The following is a 19,448-nucleotide window of genomic DNA, read 5'->3' on the forward strand; positions in this document are numbered from 1 at the left end:
CCTGGCACTCCGTCCCGGTCAGTCGAGCGTGAACAGGTACGCGGCGATGTCGCGGGCGTCGGTCTCGCTCACGCCGAGGTCCGGCATGGCCGTACCGGGCTCGACCGCGCGCGGGTCCTGGATCCAGCGGCGCAGGTTCTCCTCGTTGTTCGGCAGCTCCCCGGCGATGTACGAGCGCGAACCGAACCGGGTCAGGGGCGGTCCCACCAGGCCCTCGGCCCGGTCGACCCCGGGTACGGTGTGGCAGCCGCCGCAGCCGTACTGCGAGATCAGTTTCGCGCCCCGCTCCGGGAAGCCCGAGCGCGTCTCCGGCGGCGCCGGGGGCGGCACCTCGGCGCAGGCGGCCAGCCCGACCACCGCCGCCAGCACCGCGAGCAGCGCCCGGTACGAAACGTGACGCCCGGTCCTCATCGCGGCGTCTCCCGTCCGGCCGACGACCGTGCCGTGGACCGGACCGGCGGGGCGGCCGGAGGCAACAGGTCGCGACCGGCCGGCGCGGCCCGGTCCAGCCGCGACAGCCAGCGCAGGAACAGCGCCACGGCCGCGGCGAGGACGACCACGTCCATCGGTATCCACATCACCAGGCCGGCGCGCTGCTGGTCGGCGAGCGGGTCTCCGCCGTACCGGGCGAGTACGTCCCCGGGGTAGATCGGCGCGGACGCCAGGGTGAGCGCCGCGCCGAGGGCCGAGGCGGCCAGCATCGTGGCGAAGAGGAGCAGCACGGCGACCGGTCCGGGCAGCCGTTGCCGCCGGGCGCCCCAGACCAGGGACCAGAGCAGCAGGGCCGTACCGACGAACGAGGCGTGCTCGACGGCGTGCGCCAGCTCGTCGCGCTCGGCCAGCCGGTAGCCGGCGGGCAGGTGCCACGCCCAGAGCGCGCCGGCGTGGGCGAGCGCGGCCGTCACCGCGAGCCGGCCCGGGCGGCGCAGCCAGGTCCCGACCCGGGCGCCGCGCCAGCGGGCCCAGCGGCGGCGCAGACGTCGGGGTGCCGCCAGCGCGAGCGGCAGCCCGGCCGCCCCGGCGGCGAGCAGCGGACCGGCCACGACCAGCAGGATCATGTGCTGGGCCATGTGACCCGCGAAGGAGCGCTCGGCCCGCTCGTGCACCGGCCCGGTCAGCGCGGCGAGGATCGCGGCGACGCCGAGGCCGAAGGCGACCGCCCGCCAGCGGGGCACGACCGCGCCGAGGCCCCGGCGGTGCCACAGCTCGTGCACGCCGCGCGCGTACCCGGCGCAGAGCAGCGCGAGCGAGACCACGAGCGCGAGGTCGGACCAGGCCCGCGCGCCGGTGGGCCCGTGCGCCAGCGGCGCGGGCGGCACCGCCACCGGCAACCCCAACCCCGGCGGCAGCCCCAGCGCCACCGCCGCCGGGCTCGCCCCGATCACCGCTGGCATGCCGGCAACACCAGGGTGTTCACCCCGCCGAGGGCGATGATGGCCAGCGCGAACAGGTTCAGCCACAGCCCGACGAAGGCGATCATGTGGGCCCGGCCGACCGGCCGTTCGCGCCCCTCGGGCGTCCCGGCCCGGGTACGCCGCCAGGCCAGCCAGGAGACGGCGAGCGCGGCCAGCGCGACCGCCCCCGGTACGGCCACCGCGACGCCGACCGCCGCCGACAGCGGGAAGCCGGCCAGGTCGTCGTGCCCCGCCTCGCAGGCCAGCTCGTCCATGCTCCAGGCGGCGAGGGCGTGCACCGCCCAGGCCAGCGTGCCGCCGAGGACGGCGAACCAGAGCAGCAGCCCGCCCAGCCGGGAGGCGCCGGTGGCGCCCGGGTCGCTCGGCACGGTCTCGGCGCGGTCGCCCATCAGAGCCTCGGCGAGAGGTAGACGGTGAACAGGACACCCAGCCAGACCACCTCGAGGAAGTACCAGTAGACGACGGCGAGCCGGATCCGCTCCCGCCGCCCGGCGCCGGTGCGGTCCCGGGCCACGGCGGCGAGCAGCCAGAACAGCAGCAGCAGCCCGACGCAGACGTGCACGGCGTGCAGGCCGGTGACGCCGTAGAAGAGGGAGCCGTACGCGTGGCTGGTGAGGGTGAACCGGTCGAGCTGGTCGGCGTACTCGATGCCCTGCACGACCAGGAAGCCGGCGGTGAGCAGCGCCGCCGCGCCGAGCGCCACCGGCAGCCGGCCCCAGCGGTCCCGCCGGCCGCCGGCCTGCGCCCAGAGCAGCGGTACGCCGCTGGCCAGCAGCAGGCCCGTCATGATCAGCGGGTGCAGCAGTTCCGGCCGCGCGACGCCGCCCGGCGGCCAGGGCTCGCCGAACTGGAACCGCAGGTAGAAGTAGGTGCCGAGCAGGGACGCCACCAGGGTGGCCTCGGTGGCGACGAAGAGGACCATCCCCCACCAGGCCGTCGACCGGCCGGCCGGCTCCTCGGTCGCCAGCCCTCGCGCGCCCGCCGCGTCGCGCACCGGCCGCGCGCCCCGCTGCTGTGGCGGCCCCGGCCGCCGCGTACCGGACTGCTCGCTCATCGCCTCACCCCGCCTCGGCCGGTGTCCGCAGCGGCAGCAGCCAGACCGCGACGGCGCCGGCGACCAGCACCCCGGCGGCGGCCGCCAGCAGGTACCAGGCGAAGAGCAGGGCGAGGAAGACCACCAGCAGCCCGAGCGCGGTGATCAGCGGTACCCACGTCTCCTCGGGCATCTCCACCGCCCGCTCGGGGTTGCCGTCGAACTCGCTGGTGAGGAGGGTCTTGCGGCCCTCGGACAGGATCCGGTCCTCGGTCGCGCCGGGACCCGTCGACTCGGCCGTACGCGGGTCCCAGACCGGGTGCAGGCTGTGCACCCGGGGCAGGACGGGGAAGTTGTAGGGCTGCGGCGGGGAGGTGGTGGCCCATTCCAGGCTGTCGCCGCCCCACGGGTCGTCCGGGGCCGGCCGGCCGCGCCGCAGCGCGTGCAGCACCCCGAGCGCGACCAGCAGCAACCCCACCGCCAGCAGGTACGCCCCGACGGTGGCGGCCAGGTTCCACGGGTCCCAGCCGAGCCCGCCCGGGTACGTGTAGACGCGGCGGGGCATGCCGAGCAGGCCGGAGAGGTGCATCGGGAAGAAGGTGACGTTCATCCCGACGAAGACCAGCCAGAACGCCCAGCGGCCCAGCCGCTCGGCGTACATCCGGCCGGTGAGCTTGGGCAGCCAGTAGTAGACGCCGGCGAGGATCGGGAAGACGGCGCCGCCGAAGAGCACGTAGTGGAAGTGGGCGACGACGAAGTAGGAGTCGGTGACCTGCTGGTCGAAGGCGGTCAGCGCGAACATCACCCCGGTGAGGCCGCCGATGACGAAGGTGACGATGAAGCCGACCACGAAGAGGAACGGCACGCCGAGCCTGATCCGGCCCAGCAGCATGGTCGCCAGCCAGGCGAAGATCTGCAGCCCGGACGGGATCGTGATGATGGTGCTGGCGGCGCTGAAGAAGCTCAGCGACAACTGCGGCAGTCCGGTGGCGAACATGTGGTGCACCCAGACGCCGAAGGAGAGGATCGCGATCGCGACGATCGCCAGCACGATCAGCGGGTAGCCGACGATGCCGCGCCGGCAGAAGGCCGGCAGCACCGAGGAGACGATGCCGAGGGCCGGCATCACGATGATGTAGACGTCCGGATGCCCGAAGATCCAGAAGAGGTGCTGCCAGAGCAGCACGTTGCCGCCGAGGCCGGGGTCGAAGAAGCGGGTGTCGAAGCGGCGGTCGAGGAAGAGCAGGATGTTGTCCAGGTTCAGCGGCGGCAGCGCGAAGACCACCATGAACGAGGTCGCCACGATCGCCCACACGAAGATCGGTACGCGGTTGAGCGACATGCCCGGCGCGCGCAGCTTCAGCGCGGTGACGATGAAGTTGATCGCCCCGGCCGTGGTGGAGACGCCGAGGAAGAGCAGCCCCAGCGTGTAGACGTCCAGGTGCAGCCCGGGCAGGTTCCGCTCGTCGGTCAGCGGCACGTACGCGAACCAGCCGCCGTTCGGCGCCGCGCCGGCCGGCACGCTGGCCCACATGAAGAGCCCGGCCAGCAGGAACACCCAGTAGCCGAAGGCGTTCAGTCGCGGGAACGCCATGTCCCGCGCCCCGACCATCAGCGGTACGAGGAAGTTGCCGAACCCGAACAGCATCGGCGTCGAGAAGAGGAAGATCATCGCCGTGCCGTGCATGGTGAACAGCTGGTTGTACTCGCCCGGCGAGAGGATCCCGGCCTCCGGTCGGGCCAGCTGCGTCCGCATCGCCAGCGCGCTCGCCCCGGCGAAACCGAAGAAGGTCGCCGCGGTGACGAGGTAGCGCCGGCCGATCCGCTTGTGGTCCACCGTGGTGAACCAGTTGCGCAGGGTCGGCGCCTCCTCCCAGTGGCCGGCGAGCCGCTCGATCGCCTCCCGGGGAGGGCCGGTGGGTGCCTGTTCGGCGATGGACGACATCACTATCCTCGGCCGGCCGGCTACCGCAGCGACCGCAGGTAGGAGATCAGGTCGGGCAGTCGCGCCGCGTCCACCGGCTGCGGCGGCATGGCGTTGCCGGGCTTGACGGTCTGCGCGTTGGCGATCCAGCCGCCCAGGTGGCCGGCGTCGTTCGGTACCGCGCCCGCGCCCAGGCTCCACCTGGCGCCGAGCTGGGACAGGTCGGGTCCGACCGTGCCGGCGGCGGCGGTGCCGCGTACGGTGTGGCAGCCGGCGCAGGCGGCCTGAAGGAACGCCTGCTGCCCCCGGCGTTCGGCGTCGGTGCGCGGCGCCCGGGCGGGCGCCGGCAGCCGGGTCAGCCAGTCGTCGAACTCCGCCCGGGGCTGGGCCACCACCAGCAGGGCCATGTGCGCGTGCTGGAGGCCGCAGTACTCGGCGCACTGCCCGCGGTACTCCCCCGGGCGGTCGGCGCGCAGCCAGGTCTCGCGTACCTTGCCGGCGATCAGGTCGGTCTTCGGCATCAGCTGCGGCACCCAGAAGCTGTGCAGCACGTCGGCGGTGCGCAGCCGGACCCGCACCTTCTCCCCCACCGGGATCCGTACCTCGTTGGCCGTCGCGCCATCGACCCCGTCGTAGCGCACCTCCCACCACCACTTGTGCCCGGTCACGTCGACGGTCACCGCCCCGGCGGCCGGCTGGGCGCCGAGCGCGGCCAGGTCCCGCAGGCCGAACCCGTAGACGGTCAGCAGGATGACGACCGGCACGCCGGCGCCGGCGACCGCCACGAACCGGATCGGATCGGACCGGTCGACCGCGCGGCTGCGGCCCCGGCGGAAGACCAACGCCCAGGCCAGCAGCGCCATCACCTCGACGAAGACGGCGACCGAGACCCAGAAGAGCAGCCACCAGAGCCCCTCCACCCGCCGGGCCCCGCCGCCGGCCGCGTCGAGGGTCGAGGGCGCGTCGCCCGCGCACCCGGCGAGGAGCAGCAGGCCGCAGCCGGCGACGACGGGCGCATACCGGCGACGGGTCGCCCGGAGTCCGCTCGTCGCCGCCACCGCCCGCCCCCGATCGTGCGTCCACATCCCATAGTTGCGTTTCAGGAGACTAATGCGATCTAAGGGGGCTTTGCCGGCTTTCGGGATATATTCGGCTCCGGCGGGGAGGTGCGCATGCGGTGGGTGGCGGAGACGGCGACCTGGTACGCGGTGCTGCTGCTGGCGTGGCTCGCCATGCTCTCCTCCCGCGCGGCCGAGGAGCTGGTCGCCGGCGCGGTCTGCGCGCTGCCGACCGCGGTGGTCGCGGTGGCGGCCCGGCGGGCGATCCGGCGCGCCTGGCGGCCCCGGCCGGCCTGGGCGACCTGGCCGCTGCTCCTGGTTCCGGCGGTGCCGGCCGACACCGCGCGCCTGCTCGGCCGGGTGCTGCCCGGACTGCTGCGGACCCGCGCCGTTGGCGGGCGGACCCGCGGCGCCGCCGGCGGGCGAACCCGTGGCACCGCCGGCCGGAACCGCAGCGCCGGGCGGACCCGTGGCACCGCGACGCCGCCCGGGGAACCGGCCGCGCGGCGGGACCTCCGGCGGGCCTGGGGCACCATCGTGCTCTCGGCCACCCCCGGCAGCGTGGTGCTGCGCTGGCCGGCCGACGGACCGGCCGTGCTGCACGTGCTCGGATCGGGCCGGCCGAGTCCGGAGCGGACGGTCACCCGGTGACCTGGCTCGTCGCGGGCCTGGTCCTGCTGCTCGGCGCGCTCGCTCCCGCGCTCCGGCTGGGACTGCGCGGCGAACCCTACGCGCGGCTGGTCGGCCTCCAGTTCGTCGGGGCGCTGCTCGTACCGCTGCTCCTGCTGCTGGCCGTCGGCTACGGCCAGACCTCGTACCTGATCGTGCCGCTGGTGCTCGCGGCGCTGTCGTTCGCCGGCACGCTGGTCTTCGTGCGGCTGCTGGCGTCGCGGCCATGAACGGCTGGCAGCTGGCGTCGCGGGCGGCGGTCGCGGCCGGCGTGCTCGTCTGCGTGGCGTCCGCGCTGGGCGCGGTGGCCTGCCGGGACCTGCTGGACCGGCTGCACTTCGTGACCCCGGTGACGTCGCTCGGTACCCCGCTGGTGGGGCTCGGCCTCGCCGTCGACCTCGGCCGGCACCTGGCCGCCGCGCTCGTCGTGCTCACCGTCGCGGTCGCCGCGCTGGCCGGTCCGGTGCTGAACGCCGCGATCGGGCAGGCGGTGGCCGAGCAGCGCGGGCTCGTACCGCGAGGGTCGCCCGAATGAACGCCGCCCTGATCGCGGTCGCGCTGGTCCTGGTGGCCGTCGCCGGCACGGCGGTCGCGCTGACCGGGGACCCGGGCCGTCAGGCGATCACCCTGTCGGTGTACGGCCTGCTGCTGACGCTGCTCTTCCTGGTCCTACAGGCCCCGGACGTGGCGCTCTCCCAGCTCGCCGTCGGCACCGCGCTGGTGCCCCTGATGGTCATGCTCACCGTACGCAAAATCGGCCGGAGACCACGGTGAACCGACGGGTACGGCTGCTCGTCTTCGCCGTCGGCGCCGCCGGGCTCGCGGCGATGTTCGCGCTCGCGGTCGCGGGGATGCCGCCGTTCGGCGGGGCCGCGCACCCGTACCGCGACCTCGCGGTGCCGGCTGCGCTGGGGCACGCCACCGCCAACGTGGTCGCCTCGGTCACCTTCGACCAGCGCGGGCTGGACACGCTGGGCGAGGAGGTCATCCTGCTCGCGTCGGTGATCGGGGCGGCGGCGCTGCTGCGCACCCGGCCGGGCGAGCACGAGCACCATCCGCTGGCCGACCCGAGGCAACCGGAGGCGGTCGCGCTCGTCGCGTACCTGCTGCTGCCGCTGATCCTGCTGATCGGACTGAACCTGGTCGTGCACGGGCACCTCACGCCCGGCGGCGGCTTCCAGGGCGGCGTCGTGCTCGCCACCGGGCTGCACCTGCTCTACCTCTCCGGCGGTTACCGCAGCCTGCGCCGGCTGCGCCCGATCGAGTGGTACCAGTGGGTCGAGGGGGCCAGCACCCTCGCCTTCGCCGGGGTCGGGCTCGGCGGGCTCGCGCTCGGCGCCGGCCTGCTCGCCAACGTGCTGCCGTACGGGCCGTTCCAGCAGCTCCTGTCCGCCGGCACGGTGCCGGTGCTCAACGTCGTCGTCGGCCTGGCGGTGGGCGCCGGGGCGGTCGTGCTGCTCGGCCAGTTCCTCACCCAGGCCGTCGCCGAGGAGAGGCGGTAGCGGTGCGGGTGCTGGCGTACGGCGTCGCCGGCTGGTTGGTCCTCGTCGGGGCCCTCGGCATCGTCCGCAGCCACAACCTGGTGCACACCGCCGTCAGCCTGTCGGTGTCGCAGTCCGGCACGTACGTGCTGCTGCTCGCCGTCGGCTACCAGTGGGACGCCCCCGCCCCGGTCTTCAGCCCCGGCTCGCCGGTCAGCCTCCCGGTGGTGGACCCCGTCGTGCAGGCCCTCGCCTTCACCGACATCGTCGTCTCGGCGACGGTCACCGCGCTGCTGCTGGCGCTCGCGATCCAGGTGGACAAGACCCACCGCACGGTCGACCCGGACCGGTTGCAGAGCCTGCGGGGCTGAGGTGCGGCCCGAGTCGCTGAGCGGGCTGGCGCCGCTGGCCGTGGTACTGCCGATCGTCGCCGCCGGTCTGGTGCTGGTGGCCGGTGAACGGGTGCCGCGCCCGGCCGTGGACGTCTTCGCCATCGGTACCGCCGTCGTCGTCGCCACCCTGACGAGCGCCCTGGTCGCGGCCACGGTCGGCGGACGGGCGGTGGAGTGGGCCGGCGGGTGGCGCCCGCGCGAGGGCGTCTCGGTCGGCGTGGTGCTGGTCGCCGACCCGTTCGGCGCCGGCCTGGCCTGCCTGGCCGCCCTGCTGAGCTGCTGCGCGCTGCTCTACAGCTACCGGTACCTGGAGGACGCCGAGGCCCACTACCAGGCGCTGATGCTGCTCTTCCTGGCCGGGATGACCGGCTTCGCGCTCAGCGGCGACCTGTTCAACATGTTCGTCTTCTTCGAGCTGATGGGGGCCGCCGCGTACGCGCTGACCGGCCTGCGCATCGAGGAGCCGGACTCGGTGCAGGGCGGGTTCAACTTCGCGGTGGTGAACTCGCTCGGGGCGTACCTGATGCTGACCGGGATCGGGCTGCTCTACGCGCGTACCGGCCAGCTCGGCCTCGCACCGCTGGGCGCCGCGCTGTCCGGACGCCCGGCGGACGGGCTCGTGGTCGCCGCGTTCGTCCTGGTGCTCACGGGTTTCCTGGTCAAGGCCGCGATGGTGCCGCTGCACTTCTGGCTCGCCGACGCGCACGCCGTGGCGCCGACGCCGGTCTGCGTACTGATGTCGGGCGTCATGGTGGAGCTGGGTGTCTACGCGGTGGCCCGGGTGCACACCACGGTCTTCGCGGCGACCGTCCCGGCGTCGGCGGTGCGGCCCGCGTTCCTGACCCTCGGCGTGCTGACCGCCGTGCTGGGCAGCGTCATGTGCCTCGGCCAGCGGCACCTCAAGCGGCTGCTGGCGTACTCCACCATCGCGCACGTCGGCCTCTTCCTGATCGGCGTGGCGATCGGCGATCCCGACTCCGTCGCCGGCACCGCCCTCTACGTGCTCGGCCACGCCGGCGTGAAGGGCGCCCTCTTCCTGGTCGCCGGGGCGCTGCTGAGCCGGTTCCAGACCCTCGACGAGGGCCAGCTCTACGGCCGGGGCGGCGGCTGGCGCAACACCGGCACCTGGTACTTCCTGCTCGGCGGCCTGGCGCTGGCGGGGCTGCCCCCGGCCGGACCGGGACTGGGCAAGGCGGTCGCGGAGGAGGCGGCCGAGGCCGCCGGCCACCCCTGGCTCGTCGCGGTCTTCGTGCTGGTCTCGGCGGCCACCGGCGGGGCCGTGCTCCGGGCCGGCGTACGGATCTTCCTCGGCCGGGGGCGCCGACCCAGCGCGGCGCACCCGGAGCAGGCCACCGGCGCCGCGCGGGAGTCGGAGACCGAGAGCCGTCCGTCCCGTACCCCGGTCACGATGCTGCTGGCGATCGGGCTGCTGCTGGCCGGCGGCGCGGCGGTGGGGGTGGTGCCGGCGCTGGCCGCCGGGGCGAGCCGCGGCGCCGAGCTCTTCACGGACCGCGACGGGTACCTGGGCCAGGTGCTGTCCGGGGCGCGCCCGGCCGGCACCTCCGCCGCGCCCGCCGTCGGCTGGAGCCCGGCCGGGGTGCTGCTGGGGCTGCTCTCGGCCGCCCTGGCCCTCGCCATCGCCGCGCTCTTCCTGCGTCCGGGGCCCGCCCGGGCCGCGCTGGCCCGGCTCGACGGGCCCATGCTGCTGCTGCGGCGGCTGCACTCGGGCCACGTCGGGGACTACGTCGCGTGGCTGTTCCTCGGTGCCGCGCTGCTGGCCGCCCTCGTCGGAGTGCCCCTGCTTTGACATCCTCTCTGCCCTAAAGGGCGGAGATTCCCTCCACGCTGCGTGTGGAACACGCGGCGTCCGGGTGGGTTACCGCTTCGCCGCGCGGTGCCGGGACGAGTCCCGGTCTTACCTGCGCTCCACGGTCGTTTCCGTTGTCCGCCTGCCCGGCGGCCAACACATTCAGTGCCGCGTTCACGTCCCGGTCGTGGGCTGCTCCGCAGGGACAGTCCCACGCTCGGACGTTGAGTGCCATCTTCTCGTTGATCCGGCCACACTGCGAGCACATGCGGGTGGACGGGAAGAACCTGTCCACCCTGCCGAAGGTGCGCCTGTACCGGGCCGCCTTGTACTCCAGCATGGCGGTGAAGCTGGCCCAGCACGCGTCGTGCACCGACGTGGCGAGCCGGGTCCGGCCGAGACCGACAACGCACAGGTCCTCGACGTAGATCGCTTGGTTCTCGCGGATGATCGCCGTGGACAGCTTGTGCTGCCAGTCCCGCCGGGTGTCGGCCACCCGCGCGTGGGCGCGAGCGACCTTGACGACGGCCTTCTTGCGGTTCTGACTCCCGCGTTGCTTGCGGGACAGGTCCTGCTGCAACCGCTTGAGCTTGCGGGCCGCGCGGCGCAGGAACTTCGGCGCCGTTATCTTCGTGCCGTCGGACATGACCGCGAAGTGAGTCAAGCCCAGGTCGATGCCGATCTCGGAGTCGACCGGCGGCAGCGTCTCGTCCTGGCTGGCCTGCACGACGAACGAGGCGAAGTACCGACCGGCCGCGTCCTTGATGATCGCCACGCTGGATGGGTCCGACGGCAACGTGCGCGACCAACGCACCGCAAGGTCGCCGATCTTCGGCAGCCGCAGACGACCGTTGTCGAGGACCTTGAACCGTGAGTTCCTGGTGAACCGGATGGCCTGCCGGTTGTCCTTGCGGGACCGCAACCGTGGCGGTGCGATCTTGCGGCCCTTGCGGTTGCCGGTGACAGAGGCGAAGAAGTTGCGGTAGGCGGTGTTCAGGTCCGCAAGGGCCTGCTGCAACACCACCGCCGACACCTCGCCCAGCCACGCACGCTGCGGCGTCAGCTTCGCCTCGGTGATGATCTGGCGGGACAACTCGCCGTCGGAGATGTACTTTTCACCCGCCTCCCGGGCCTGCCGGCGTAGCCTGAGTCCGTCGTTGAACACTACCCGCGCGCACCCGAACGCCCTGGCCAGCTCGATCTGCTGGCGGGGCGTCGGGTACACGCGAAACTGGTACCGCAGCTGCACGACAGTCACTGTGCCATGTTGGTTCAGAGCTTGAAGACATACACACTGGTAGACACTGTGTTTTCGCGATGCACGTCCACTTGGTTTTCGTCACGAAGGTCCGACACAAGGTGTTCACCGACCGGCACCTGACGCGCATGGAGGCAATCATGCGGGACGTGTGCCGCGACTTCGAGGCGAAGCTGGTCGAGTTCAACGGCGAGAACAACCACGTCCACCCGCTGGTGAACTTCCCACCCAAGGTGGCGGTAGCCAGGCTGGTCAACAGCCTCAAGGGCGTGTCCTCGCGACGGCTGCGACAAGAATTCCCCGACCTCGCACGCCACTACTACCAGGCCAACAAACTCTGGTCCGGCTCGTACCTCGCCGGCTCCGTCGGCGGGGCACCGCGCAGCGTCGTGAAGCAGTACATCGAGCAGCAGAACCGCCCAGGCCAAGGCACCGCCCGGGCCTAGCCGCCCTCCCAACACGGGCCTTCACCCCCCGGCCTGAAGGCCAGAGCACCGGCCCGCATTCTGGTAGCGCGGGGACTAGTCCGACGCATTTTCCGCCACTTCAGGAACATAAGCCATGATTTCCGGCATCATGGGCGAGTGGTGAATCGTCGAGGGACCCAGCGCTCCTCCGCCCGGCCCGGCCCGGTACCGCGTACCCCGCTCACCGGTCCGGCGCGCGCCGCGGCGGACCGCCGTACCGTGGGCTGGCTGGCCGCCGGACTCACGGGCGGCGCGGTCCCGGCGGGCCTGCTGCTCGCCCCGGCCGACGCGGTGCAGGGCGGGGCGCAACGGTTGATGTACCTGCACGTCCCGGCGGCCTGGACCGCCTACCTGGCCTTCGGCGCGGTGCTGGTCGGCGGCGCCGGCTACCTGCGCACCGGTGACCTGCGCTGGGACCGGTGCGCACGGGTCGCCGCGGAGATCGGCGTCGCCCTGACCGCGATCACCATCGCCGTCGGTGCCCTCTGGGGACGGGCCGTCTGGGGCACCTGGTGGGCCTGGGACCCACGGCTGGTCAGCACCGCCCTGCTGCTGATCGTCTACATCGGACAGCTCGCCCTGCGCGACGCCGTGGCCGAGGCCGGGCGCCACCGTGACCCGGCCGGGCCGGACGCGCACCGCGCCGCCCGCTGGGCCGCCCTCGCCGGCATCGCCGGTTTCGCGCTGGTGCCGGTGGTGCACTTCTCGGTCGTCTGGTGGCGCTCGCTGCACCAGCCCGCCACGGTCCTCGCCCCGCACCGGCCGCCCATCGACGCGCTGATGGCGGCGGCGCTGCTGCTCAGCCTGGCCGCCGTCACCAGCACCGCGTTCTGGGTCTTCCTCCGCCGCCTCGCCGCGATCGAGGAGAGCGCGGACGCGGCGGCGCCCGGCCGCCCGGGGTCGGCCACCGACGGTCCGCCGGTGGTCGACGTCGCACCGGGGACCGGCATCCCGCCGGTGGTCGGCACCCCGGCGGCGGCCAATCTCCCCCGGACGGCCGGCGCCGCGTCGACGGTCGTGGCGGGCGGCCGGTGATCCGGCCGACCCGGGCCCGGCTGACCCTGGCCACGGCGGTGCTCGCCGGTACCGGGCTGCTCGCGTACGGCGGGCTGCGCGGCACCCTCACCTACTACCGCACGCCCGCCGAGGTACGCGCCGACCCCGAGGCCCGGCACGCCACGACCCGGCTGGCCGGCGCCGTCGTGCCCGGTTCGGTCCGGCACGAGGGGGCGCAGACGGTGTTCCGGCTCGCCGCGGGTGGGGAGCAGATCACGGTACGGCAGCACGGCGCGCCCCCGGAGACGTTCCGCGAGGGACAGGACGCCGTCGTCGAGGGGGTCCTCGGGGCGGACGGCGTCTTCCGCTCCGAGCGGCTGCTCGTCCGGCACGGCAACGAGTACCGCCCCGCCGGCCCGACCCCGCCGGCCGACCGGTCCGGCGCGATCGCCGGCCCACGGGCCGCCGGATGACCGGACAGCTCGGCGCGGTCTCGCTCGGCGCCGGCGTCGCCGCGTCGGTCGCCGCCACGCTGCTCTGGCTCCGCCTGGCGCTCGCCCCCGACGCGCCCCGGAGCGCGGTGCGCGCGGCGCGGCTCGCCACCGGCGCCTGCCTGCTCGCCGCGGCGCTCGCCTGCGGTGCGCTGGAGTGGGCGCTGCTGCGGCACGACCTCGGCATCCGGTTCGTCGCCGAGAACGGCGGCCGGCAGGTGCCGACCTTCTACACGGTGACCAGTCTCTGGTCCGCCCTGGACGGGTCCCTGCTGCTCTGGCTGCTGATCCTCTGCGGGTACGCCGCGCTGCTCGGCCGTACCGCCCCGGCCGGCGATCCCCGCCCGCACCGGTACGCCATGACGGTCGTCGGTACCGTGGCGGTCTTCTTCTTCGCCCTCAGCTACTTCGCGGCCAACCCGTTCCAGGCGGTGCACCCGGTGCCCGCCGACGGACCCGGCCCGAACCCGCTGCTGCGACAGCACCCGGCCATGGGGCTGCACCCGCCGCTGCTCTACGCCGGCTACCTCGGGCTGGTGGTGCCCTTCGGGTACGCCCTGGCCGGGCTGGTCACCGGCGGGAGCGGCACGGCGTGGATCCCCGCCGCCCGCTCCTGGACGCTGCGCGCCTGGGCCCTGCTCACCGCCGGCATCGCCCTCGGGGCCTGGTGGTCGTACGCGGTGCTCGGCTGGGGCGGCTACTGGGCGTGGGACCCGGTGGAGAACGCCTCGTTGCTGCCCTGGCTCACCAGCACCGCATTCCTGCACGTGATCCGCTCCGGGCGGGCCGGCCGGGGCGGCGCCTGGCCGGCGGCGCTCGCCTCCGCCAGCTTCCTGCTCGTGCTGGTCGGCACGTTCCTGACCCGCTCCGGGGTGGTGGAGAGCGTGCACGCCTTCACCGAGTCCGCGCTCGGGCCGATGCTGCTCGGCTTCACGCTGGTCGCCGCGACCGGCACCGTGGTGCTGATCGGCTGGCGGGCCGAACGGCCGTACCCGCCGCCGGAGGCCCAGCCGCCCGCCCCGGCGCTGGCGTCCCGGGGCGCGGCGCTGCTGGGTAACCGGCTGCTGCTCACGAGCAGCGCGACCGTGCTGCTGGTCGGCACGCTCTTCCCGGCCGTGGTCGAGGCGGTGACCGGCACCCGCGCGGCGGTGGGCCCCGCCTACTTCGACCGGACGGTGGTGCCGCTGGTGATCGCGCTGCTCGCGCTGATGGGTCTGGCACCCCGACCGGGGCACGACCGTCCCGGGCCGGTCCGGCGCGTCGCGGTACCGGCCGGCGCGGCGCTGGCGACCGTCGCCGTCGTCGGGCTGGCCAGCCGTCCCGGACCGATGGCCCTGGCCGCCTTCGGTTGCGCGGCCTTCGCCCTGACCGCCACGGCCGGCAGCCTGACCGCCGCCCTGACCGAGACGGCCCGCGCCGCCCTGCCCGGCGAACGGCGCGGCCGGCAGGACCCCCGGCGCCGCCTCGCTGGGCTGTGGGGCCGGCGGCGCGCGTTCGGCGGGCCGCTCGCCCACGCCGGGATCGCACTCGTCGCGATCGGCGTGACCGCCTCGTCGGCGTACCCCGCCTCGGCGGAACGCGAGCTGGCCGTGGGGCAGTCGGTCCGGGTCGGCGACGCGAGCGCCCGCCTGGTCGCGGTCGACCGGAGCACGGACGGCAACGCCATGCGGGTACGCGCCCGGCTGGCGGTCTCGGTCGCCGGCCGGCCGGAGCGCCCGGCCGTACCGGCGCTGCTCTACTACCCGCGGCGGGACCTGGCCGTCAGCGTTCCCGCGATCCGCGGCGGCCCGCTGCGCGACACGTACGCCACCGTGGTCGCGGTCTCGGCCGACGGCGGGTCGGCCACGATCCGGCTGGCCGTCAACCCGATGGTCCGGCTGATCTGGGCCGGTGCGGCGCTCACCGCGCTCGGCGGGCTGCTCGCGGCCGGGCGCCGCCGGGGCGCACCGCGACCGCCCCGGCCGGCGCTGGGTCGTCCACCGCTCCGGCGGACGGGGGTGCCCGAACCGGGCCCACCGGACCGGGCGGAGGGCGCGACGCTCCGGACGGGACCGCGGTGAGCGGCCTCCGCCGGTGGCCGGCACGCGGGCTCCGCGCCCCGCTCCGCGCCCGCCGCCAAGTCCCGCGACCACCCGACCGCCGCCGGGTCCCGCGACCGCCCGGCCCTCTCCTGGTCCCGCGACCGCCCGGCCGCCCCCTGGTCCCGCTCTCGTTCTACCGGCGCCGGGTGCCGGGGATCGCGCTGCTGGCGCTGCTCGGGGTGGTCGCCCTCGGGCTCGCCCTCACCGCGACCGTCCGGGAGGGAACCGGCCACGACGGCGGCAGCGCGGGCACGAGCACGGTCGGCCGGCCCGCGCCACCGCTCGCCGGACACACCCTCGCCGGCGAGCCGTTCGATCTCGCGGCCCAGCACGGCCGGGTGGTGCTGGTCAACCTCTTCGCCTCCTGGTGCGGCCCGTGCCGGGACGAGTTGCCGCTGCTCGCCGCCGCGCAACGGCGCTGGTCCGACCGGGGCCTGCGGGTGGTCGGGGTGGACGTGCGCGACAGCCCCGAGGCGGTACGGGTCCTGCTCGCCGAGACCGGCAGCACCGAGCTGACCGTGCTGCCCGACCCGGCCGGAGCGACGGCCGTCGACTGGGGCGCCCGGGGCGTACCGGAGACGTTCCTGGTGGACCGCGATGGGCGCGTCACGCAGCGGGTGGCCGGACCGGTGACCGCCGGCTGGCTCGACCAGCGGCTCGCCCCGCTGCTGGCGCCGTGACGCCCCGCCGCGCGCTCGTCGGTGCCGTGACGAGCATCGGGGCCGTGACGAGTCGCCCCCGCGCTCTCACCGGCGCCGCGACGGCCCGCCGGTTCGCGGCCGGTCTCGCGCTGGCCGTGCTGCTGCTCGCGGCGGCGGCCGGGCTCTGGCGGTCGGCCCGTACGGAGAGCCACACCGACCCGGCCCGGCGGCTCGCCGCCGAGCTGCGCTGCCCGGCCTGCCAGGGCGAGTCCGTCGCCGACTCGCGCTCCCCGATCGCCGCCGCGATGCGCGACGCCATCGGCGGCCAGTTCGCCCAGGGACGCAGCCCCGAGCAGGTGCGGGCGTACCTGGTGGAGCGTTACGGCCCCGAGGTGCTCGCGGCGCCGCCGGCGCGCGGACCCGGGCTGCTGCTCTGGGCGGCGCCGGCGCTGGCGCTGCTCGCCGGCGCGGTGCCGCCGGCGGTACGCGCCGCCCGCCGCGCCCGCCCGGTCGCGGGCGGCACCACGGCGGACGGTGCCACGGCGGCAGGCACCACAGCGGCATGCGCCACGGCGGACGGCACCACATCGGCAGGCGCGCGGCCCGCGCCGGAGCGACCCGGTACCGGAGCGGGATCCTCCGTCCGCGCGGGACGGAGCGGTGCGAGCGGCCGGGTCTGGTACGCCGCCGCGGCGTGCCTGCTCGTCCTCGTCGGCGGCGTAGCCGTGGCCCGGCCGTACCTGCCCGGCCGGGCCGGGACCGGGGCGGCCACGGAACCGGTCGCGGGACGGACGGGCGACCCGGTCGCGGACCGGCTCGTCCTCGCCCGGTCCATGGAGGAACAGGGCCGGTACGACGCGGCGGCCGAGATCTACCGCGATGTGCTGGAGCAGCGGCCGGCCGACGAGGTCCGCCTCCGGCTGGCGTTCACGCTTATCCGCTCTGGCGAGGTCGACCGGGCCGAACGGCTCGCCGCCGAGGTGCTGGCCGGCCGCCCCGACGCGCCCGACGCGCTGCTGATGCTGGGCCTAGCCCGGCGGGCGGGCGGCCGGCGCGACGCGGAGGAGCCGCTGCGCCGGTTCCTGGTGCTCGCCCCGGAGCATCCCGCCGCGCCCGAGGTACGCCGCCTGCTCGGGTAGGACCCCCGGCGCCTCGCGCATCCCGGGCAGAACCGAGAAGGTCTCACGCCATTCCCGGATCCGTCGACAATCGCTCGGCGCACCGACAGTCCGCCCACGCGTCGCCATTCTCTCGGCGCGTCGAGCCCGTTCTGCGATACCGGCCGTCCACCGGTAACGATCCGCGCGTCCTTCCGCCATGGTACGAATACGAATACCCGGCGACAGGATCAGCGAGGCGGATGACCGGTGACGGAGAAAAGGGTAGAACGGCTGCTCAGAAAGCCGGAACGCCCGCGTGAGATCTCCTTTCTCGAACTCTTCTTCGACCTGGCCATCATCTTCTCGCTCACCCAACTGACGCGGCGACTGCTGGAGGATTTCAGCGCGGATAACAGCGTGCAGACGCTGATTCTCCTGGCGGCGGTCTGGTGGATCTGGGTGGCCGCGTCCCGCACCGCGGACTGGTTGAACCCGCACGAGCCGGCGCTGCAATGGATCATCAGCGTGTTGATGTTCGTAGGGCTGCTCGCGGCCGCCGCCGTACCCAGGGCCTTCGACGGACACGGCCTCGTCTTCGCCAGCGCGTACGTCCTCTCCCACGTCGGGCGGCATTTGGCGATCATGTACGTGCTGCGGGGGCACCCGTTGCAGACCCGCTCGGCGCGCGCCGCGATCTGGTTCGCCGGCGGTGGGGTTCCGTGGCTCGTGGGGGCGTTCCTGCCCGCGCCGTGGCGGTTGGTCTGCTGGTCGGTGGCGATCGTGGTCGACTACGTGGGGGCGGGCCTCGGCTGGCCGGTACCCGGGCTGGGCAACGTACGCGAGCACCTGCGGGTGACCGGCGACCACATCGCCGAGCGGCATCGCCAGGTCTTCATCGTCGGCCTCGGGGAACTGATCCTCGCCAGCGGAATCGCCTACAGCCAGAGCCGGCTCGACTGGGGCCGGACGCTGGCCTTCGCCATCACGTTCGCCAACGCCGTGCTGATGCTGTGGATCTACTTCCTCCCGCGCGACGTCGACCTCGCGCGCACCCTCAACAGCCGACCACCCCACGTGGCGATCTTCGCCTCCTACGCGCACGGCCTCATGATCGCCGGAATCGTGGTGACCGCGATGGGCGACGAGGTCCTGATCGGCCACCCCCTCGGCGAGCCCCGCGCGGCCTGGCCGGCCGCCGTCATCGCCGGCGCGTTCGTCTACCTCGCCGGACGCACCGTCTACGCGCTCATCGTGTTCCGGCAGCCGGCCTGGCGGGCGCCGGGCGGGATGCTGGTCCTCGCCGCCGCCGCGCCCGGCCTGCTGGCGCTGCCGACGCTGGCCGTCGCGGTCGTGGTGAACCTCGTGCTGTTCGCCGTGGTCCTCGCCTACCGCAGGATCCGGCGCCGGGCCCGGCTCCGCGTGTCGTGATGGCCGATCCCCGGCAGCGGCGGCTGGAACGGCTGTTGCGAAAGCGCCGGAATCCGCGCGAGATCTCGTTCCACGAACTCTTCTTCGACCTGGCCATGATCTTCGCGCTGACCCGCGTCGCGCAACGGGTACTGGACGAGCTCACCCTGCTCAACATCACCGAGACGCTGGTGCTGTTCGCGGCGGTCTGGTGGGTGTGGATCGCGACGGCCTGGTCCACGGACTGGTTCAACCCGGACGAGCCGTACCTGCAACGCCTCATCATCGGCATCATGTTCGCCGGCCTGCTGATGGCCGCCGCCGTACCCAACGCCTACGGGTCCCACGGTCTCCTCTTCGCCGGCGCGTACACGGCGATCCACCTCGGCCGGGGCCTGGTGATCCTGCCCGCCCTGCGGGGACACCCGCTGCAGGCCCGCTCGGCACGGGTGATGATCTGGTTCGGCGTCTCCGCCGTCCCGTGGCTGATCGGAGCCCTGCTGCCCGCGTCGCCACGGCTGGCGCTCTGGGCGGTGGCGATCGTCATCGACGGGGCGAGCGCCTGGTTCGGCTGGCCGGTACCGGGGCTGGGCCGCCTGCCGGTGGAGTACCTGCGCGTCGTCGGCGAGCACATCGCGGAGCGGTACCGCGAGATCTACATCATCTCCCTGGGCGCACCGCTGCTGGTCAGCGGGCTCGTCTACAGCGGCGCCGGCTTCGACTACTTCCGCACCGTCGCCTTCGCCCTCACCTTCGCCAGTACGCTGCTGCTGCTCTGGAGCTACTTCCTGCCGTACGGGAACAGCCTCGGCACGATCGTCAACAAGACGCATCCCCGGACCGCCGTCACCGCCGCGTACTGCCACGGACTCATGATCGCCGGAGTGGCCGTCACGGCGGTCGGCAACGAGATGCTCGTCCGTCAGCCGGTCGGCGACCCGCCGCACTCCTGGACGCTGGTCGTCGTCGGCGGGTTCGCCCTGCACGCGATAGGCCGGACGCTCTTCGGCATACTGATGTTCGAGGCGCGCCGGCCGTGGCGCGGTCCCGTCGCCCTGGTCGTGGTCGTCGGCCTGACGCCGGCGCTGTTCGACATGCCCCTGCTGGTCGTGGCCGGCCTCGTCGTCGCGGTGCACTTCTGCCTGGTCCTCAGTCTCGCGCGGGTCCGGACGCCGGCTTCCACGCCGGCCCCGGGCTAGGCCCGTTTCACGAGGACCGGCCGCCTTGT

22 protein-coding genes are annotated in these 19,448 nt (G+C 74.3%); 15 read left to right on the top strand and 7 right to left on the bottom strand.

What is annotated here, in order from left to right; translation table 11 throughout:
• Positions 1-18: 18 nt before the first annotated feature.
• From AB0J86_RS03825 to coxB, 6 genes are read right to left on the bottom strand one after another with little or no spacing between them, the layout of a single operon-like run.
• Positions 19-411, bottom strand: coding sequence for a c-type cytochrome (locus tag AB0J86_RS03825; protein ID WP_363852054.1), 393 nt, complete (start codon positions 409-411; stop codon positions 19-21).
• Positions 408-1,394 carry a cytochrome c oxidase assembly protein gene (locus AB0J86_RS03830; RefSeq protein ID WP_363852057.1) on the bottom strand — a complete coding sequence of 329 codons (987 nt, stop codon included), beginning with the start codon at positions 1,392-1,394 and terminating at the stop codon, positions 408-410. The genes AB0J86_RS03825 and AB0J86_RS03830 overlap by 4 nt, the downstream gene beginning before the upstream one ends.
• Entirely contained in the window at positions 1,382-1,804 is a 423-nt protein-coding gene (locus AB0J86_RS03835) for a hypothetical protein (protein ID WP_363852060.1), read from the bottom strand. Before AB0J86_RS03835 ends, AB0J86_RS03830 begins: the two co-directional genes overlap by 13 nt.
• Entirely contained in the window at positions 1,804-2,469 is a 666-nt protein-coding gene (locus AB0J86_RS03840) for a heme-copper oxidase subunit III (protein ID WP_363852063.1), read from the bottom strand. The genes AB0J86_RS03835 and AB0J86_RS03840 overlap by 1 nt, the downstream gene beginning before the upstream one ends.
• A 4-nt stretch (positions 2,470-2,473) precedes the next feature.
• On the bottom strand, positions 2,474-4,393 hold the full coding sequence (ctaD, locus tag AB0J86_RS03845; RefSeq protein WP_363852066.1) for a cytochrome c oxidase subunit I: 1,920 nt from the start codon (positions 4,391-4,393) through the stop codon (positions 2,474-2,476).
• 20 nt (positions 4,394-4,413) lie between these two features.
• The gene (gene coxB, locus AB0J86_RS03850) at positions 4,414-5,457 is read right to left on the bottom strand and encodes a cytochrome c oxidase subunit II (protein ID WP_363852069.1); all 1,044 of its coding nucleotides are present in this window, start codon (positions 5,455-5,457) and stop codon (positions 4,414-4,416) included.
• An 87-nt stretch (positions 5,458-5,544) separates the two neighbouring features.
• On the opposite strand from coxB, the gene AB0J86_RS03855 reads away from it, so the two are divergent.
• The 7 genes from AB0J86_RS03855 to AB0J86_RS03885 are packed head-to-tail and all read left to right on the top strand — an operon-like array spanning position 5,545 to position 9,779.
• Positions 5,545-6,081, top strand: a complete 537-nt coding sequence (locus AB0J86_RS03855; protein WP_363852073.1) for a hypothetical protein — start codon at positions 5,545-5,547, stop codon at positions 6,079-6,081.
• Entirely contained in the window at positions 6,078-6,329 is a 252-nt protein-coding gene (locus AB0J86_RS03860; RefSeq protein ID WP_363852076.1) for a monovalent cation/H+ antiporter complex subunit F, read from the top strand. The genes AB0J86_RS03855 and AB0J86_RS03860 overlap by 4 nt, the downstream gene beginning before the upstream one ends.
• The gene (locus AB0J86_RS03865; RefSeq protein ID WP_363852079.1) at positions 6,326-6,634 is read left to right on the top strand and encodes a monovalent cation/H(+) antiporter subunit G; all 309 of its coding nucleotides are present in this window, start codon (positions 6,326-6,328) and stop codon (positions 6,632-6,634) included. Before AB0J86_RS03860 ends, AB0J86_RS03865 begins: the two co-directional genes overlap by 4 nt.
• Positions 6,631-6,873, top strand: coding sequence for a DUF4040 domain-containing protein (locus AB0J86_RS03870; RefSeq protein WP_363852082.1), 243 nt, complete (start codon positions 6,631-6,633; stop codon positions 6,871-6,873). Before AB0J86_RS03865 ends, AB0J86_RS03870 begins: the two co-directional genes overlap by 4 nt.
• Positions 6,870-7,601 (top strand): MnhB domain-containing protein, encoded by a 732-nt coding sequence (locus AB0J86_RS03875; RefSeq protein ID WP_363852085.1) that lies wholly within the window; start codon positions 6,870-6,872, stop codon positions 7,599-7,601. Before AB0J86_RS03870 ends, AB0J86_RS03875 begins: the two co-directional genes overlap by 4 nt.
• A 2-nt stretch (positions 7,602-7,603) precedes the next feature.
• A complete protein-coding gene (locus tag AB0J86_RS03880; RefSeq protein WP_363852088.1) occupies positions 7,604-7,951 on the top strand; it encodes a sodium:proton antiporter in 348 nt (115 codons plus the stop codon).
• 1 nt (position 7,952) lies between these two features.
• Positions 7,953-9,779, top strand: coding sequence for a complex I subunit 5 family protein (locus tag AB0J86_RS03885; RefSeq protein ID WP_363852091.1), 1,827 nt, complete (start codon positions 7,953-7,955; stop codon positions 9,777-9,779).
• 13 nt (positions 9,780-9,792) lie between these two features.
• Here AB0J86_RS03885 and AB0J86_RS03890 read toward each other — a convergent pair whose 3' ends face one another.
• Positions 9,793-11,037: a transposase gene (locus AB0J86_RS03890; protein ID WP_363852094.1), complete on the bottom strand. Its 1,245-nt coding sequence runs from the start codon at positions 11,035-11,037 to the stop codon at positions 9,793-9,795.
• Here AB0J86_RS03890 and tnpA point away from each other — a divergent pair.
• The 8 genes from tnpA to AB0J86_RS03930 all read left to right on the top strand — a co-directional run bounded on the left by tnpA (position 11,037) and on the right by AB0J86_RS03930 (position 19,419).
• Complete coding sequence (gene tnpA, locus AB0J86_RS03895; protein ID WP_363853022.1) at positions 11,037-11,483, top strand: IS200/IS605 family transposase; 447 nt, start codon at positions 11,037-11,039, stop codon at positions 11,481-11,483. The two genes, AB0J86_RS03890 and tnpA, sit on opposite strands and share 1 nt — an antisense overlap.
• Positions 11,484-11,621: 138 nt before the next feature.
• Positions 11,622-12,539, top strand: a complete 918-nt coding sequence (gene ccsA / locus AB0J86_RS03900) for a cytochrome c biogenesis protein CcsA (protein ID WP_363852097.1) — start codon at positions 11,622-11,624, stop codon at positions 12,537-12,539.
• A complete protein-coding gene (locus AB0J86_RS03905) occupies positions 12,536-12,973 on the top strand; it encodes a cytochrome c maturation protein CcmE (protein ID WP_363852100.1) in 438 nt (145 codons plus the stop codon). Before ccsA ends, AB0J86_RS03905 begins: the two co-directional genes overlap by 4 nt.
• Entirely contained in the window at positions 12,970-15,051 is a 2,082-nt protein-coding gene (locus tag AB0J86_RS03910; RefSeq protein ID WP_363852103.1) for a cytochrome c-type biogenesis CcmF C-terminal domain-containing protein, read from the top strand. Before AB0J86_RS03905 ends, AB0J86_RS03910 begins: the two co-directional genes overlap by 4 nt.
• Positions 15,052-15,218: 167 nt before the next feature.
• Complete coding sequence (locus AB0J86_RS03915; protein WP_363852106.1) at positions 15,219-15,752, top strand: TlpA disulfide reductase family protein; 534 nt, start codon at positions 15,219-15,221, stop codon at positions 15,750-15,752.
• Between the two features lie 44 nt (positions 15,753-15,796).
• Complete coding sequence (locus tag AB0J86_RS03920; RefSeq protein ID WP_363852109.1) at positions 15,797-16,852, top strand: cytochrome c-type biogenesis protein CcmH; 1,056 nt, start codon at positions 15,797-15,799, stop codon at positions 16,850-16,852.
• Positions 16,853-17,080: 228 nt separating this feature from the next.
• On the top strand, positions 17,081-18,241 hold the full coding sequence (locus tag AB0J86_RS03925) for a low temperature requirement protein A (RefSeq protein WP_363852112.1): 1,161 nt from the start codon (positions 17,081-17,083) through the stop codon (positions 18,239-18,241).
• Complete coding sequence (locus AB0J86_RS03930; RefSeq protein ID WP_363852115.1) at positions 18,241-19,419, top strand: low temperature requirement protein A; 1,179 nt, start codon at positions 18,241-18,243, stop codon at positions 19,417-19,419. Before AB0J86_RS03925 ends, AB0J86_RS03930 begins: the two co-directional genes overlap by 1 nt.
• Positions 19,420-19,448: the final 29 nt, after the last annotated feature.

Source organism: Micromonospora sp. NPDC049559 (assembly GCF_040676675.1).
Taxonomy (GTDB): Bacteria; Actinomycetota; Actinomycetes; order Mycobacteriales; family Micromonosporaceae; genus JBFAPK01.

Bases quoted from the DNA above. Each gene is read 5' to 3' on its own strand.
- AB0J86_RS03870 (WP_363852082.1), top strand. From the start codon at position 6,631: ATGAACGCCGCCCTGATCGCGGTCGCGCTGGTCCTGGTGGCCGTCGCC.
- AB0J86_RS03855 (WP_363852073.1), top strand. From the start codon at position 5,545: ATGCGGTGGGTGGCGGAGACGGCGACCTGGTACGCGGTGCTGCTGCTG.
- AB0J86_RS03830 (WP_363852057.1), bottom strand. From the start codon at position 1,394: ATGCCAGCGGTGATCGGGGCGAGCCCGGCGGCGGTGGCGCTGGGGCTG.
- ctaD (WP_363852066.1), bottom strand. From the start codon at position 4,393: ATGTCGTCCATCGCCGAACAGGCACCCACCGGCCCTCCCCGGGAGGCG.
- AB0J86_RS03840 (WP_363852063.1), bottom strand. From the start codon at position 2,469: ATGAGCGAGCAGTCCGGTACGCGGCGGCCGGGGCCGCCACAGCAGCGG.
- AB0J86_RS03910 (WP_363852103.1), top strand. From the start codon at position 12,970: ATGACCGGACAGCTCGGCGCGGTCTCGCTCGGCGCCGGCGTCGCCGCG.
- AB0J86_RS03930 (WP_363852115.1), top strand. From the start codon at position 18,241: ATGGCCGATCCCCGGCAGCGGCGGCTGGAACGGCTGTTGCGAAAGCGC.
- coxB (WP_363852069.1), bottom strand. From the start codon at position 5,457: ATGTGGACGCACGATCGGGGGCGGGCGGTGGCGGCGACGAGCGGACTC.
- AB0J86_RS03825 (WP_363852054.1), bottom strand. From the start codon at position 411: ATGAGGACCGGGCGTCACGTTTCGTACCGGGCGCTGCTCGCGGTGCTG.
- AB0J86_RS03865 (WP_363852079.1), top strand. From the start codon at position 6,326: ATGAACGGCTGGCAGCTGGCGTCGCGGGCGGCGGTCGCGGCCGGCGTG.
- AB0J86_RS03835 (WP_363852060.1), bottom strand. From the start codon at position 1,804: ATGGGCGACCGCGCCGAGACCGTGCCGAGCGACCCGGGCGCCACCGGC.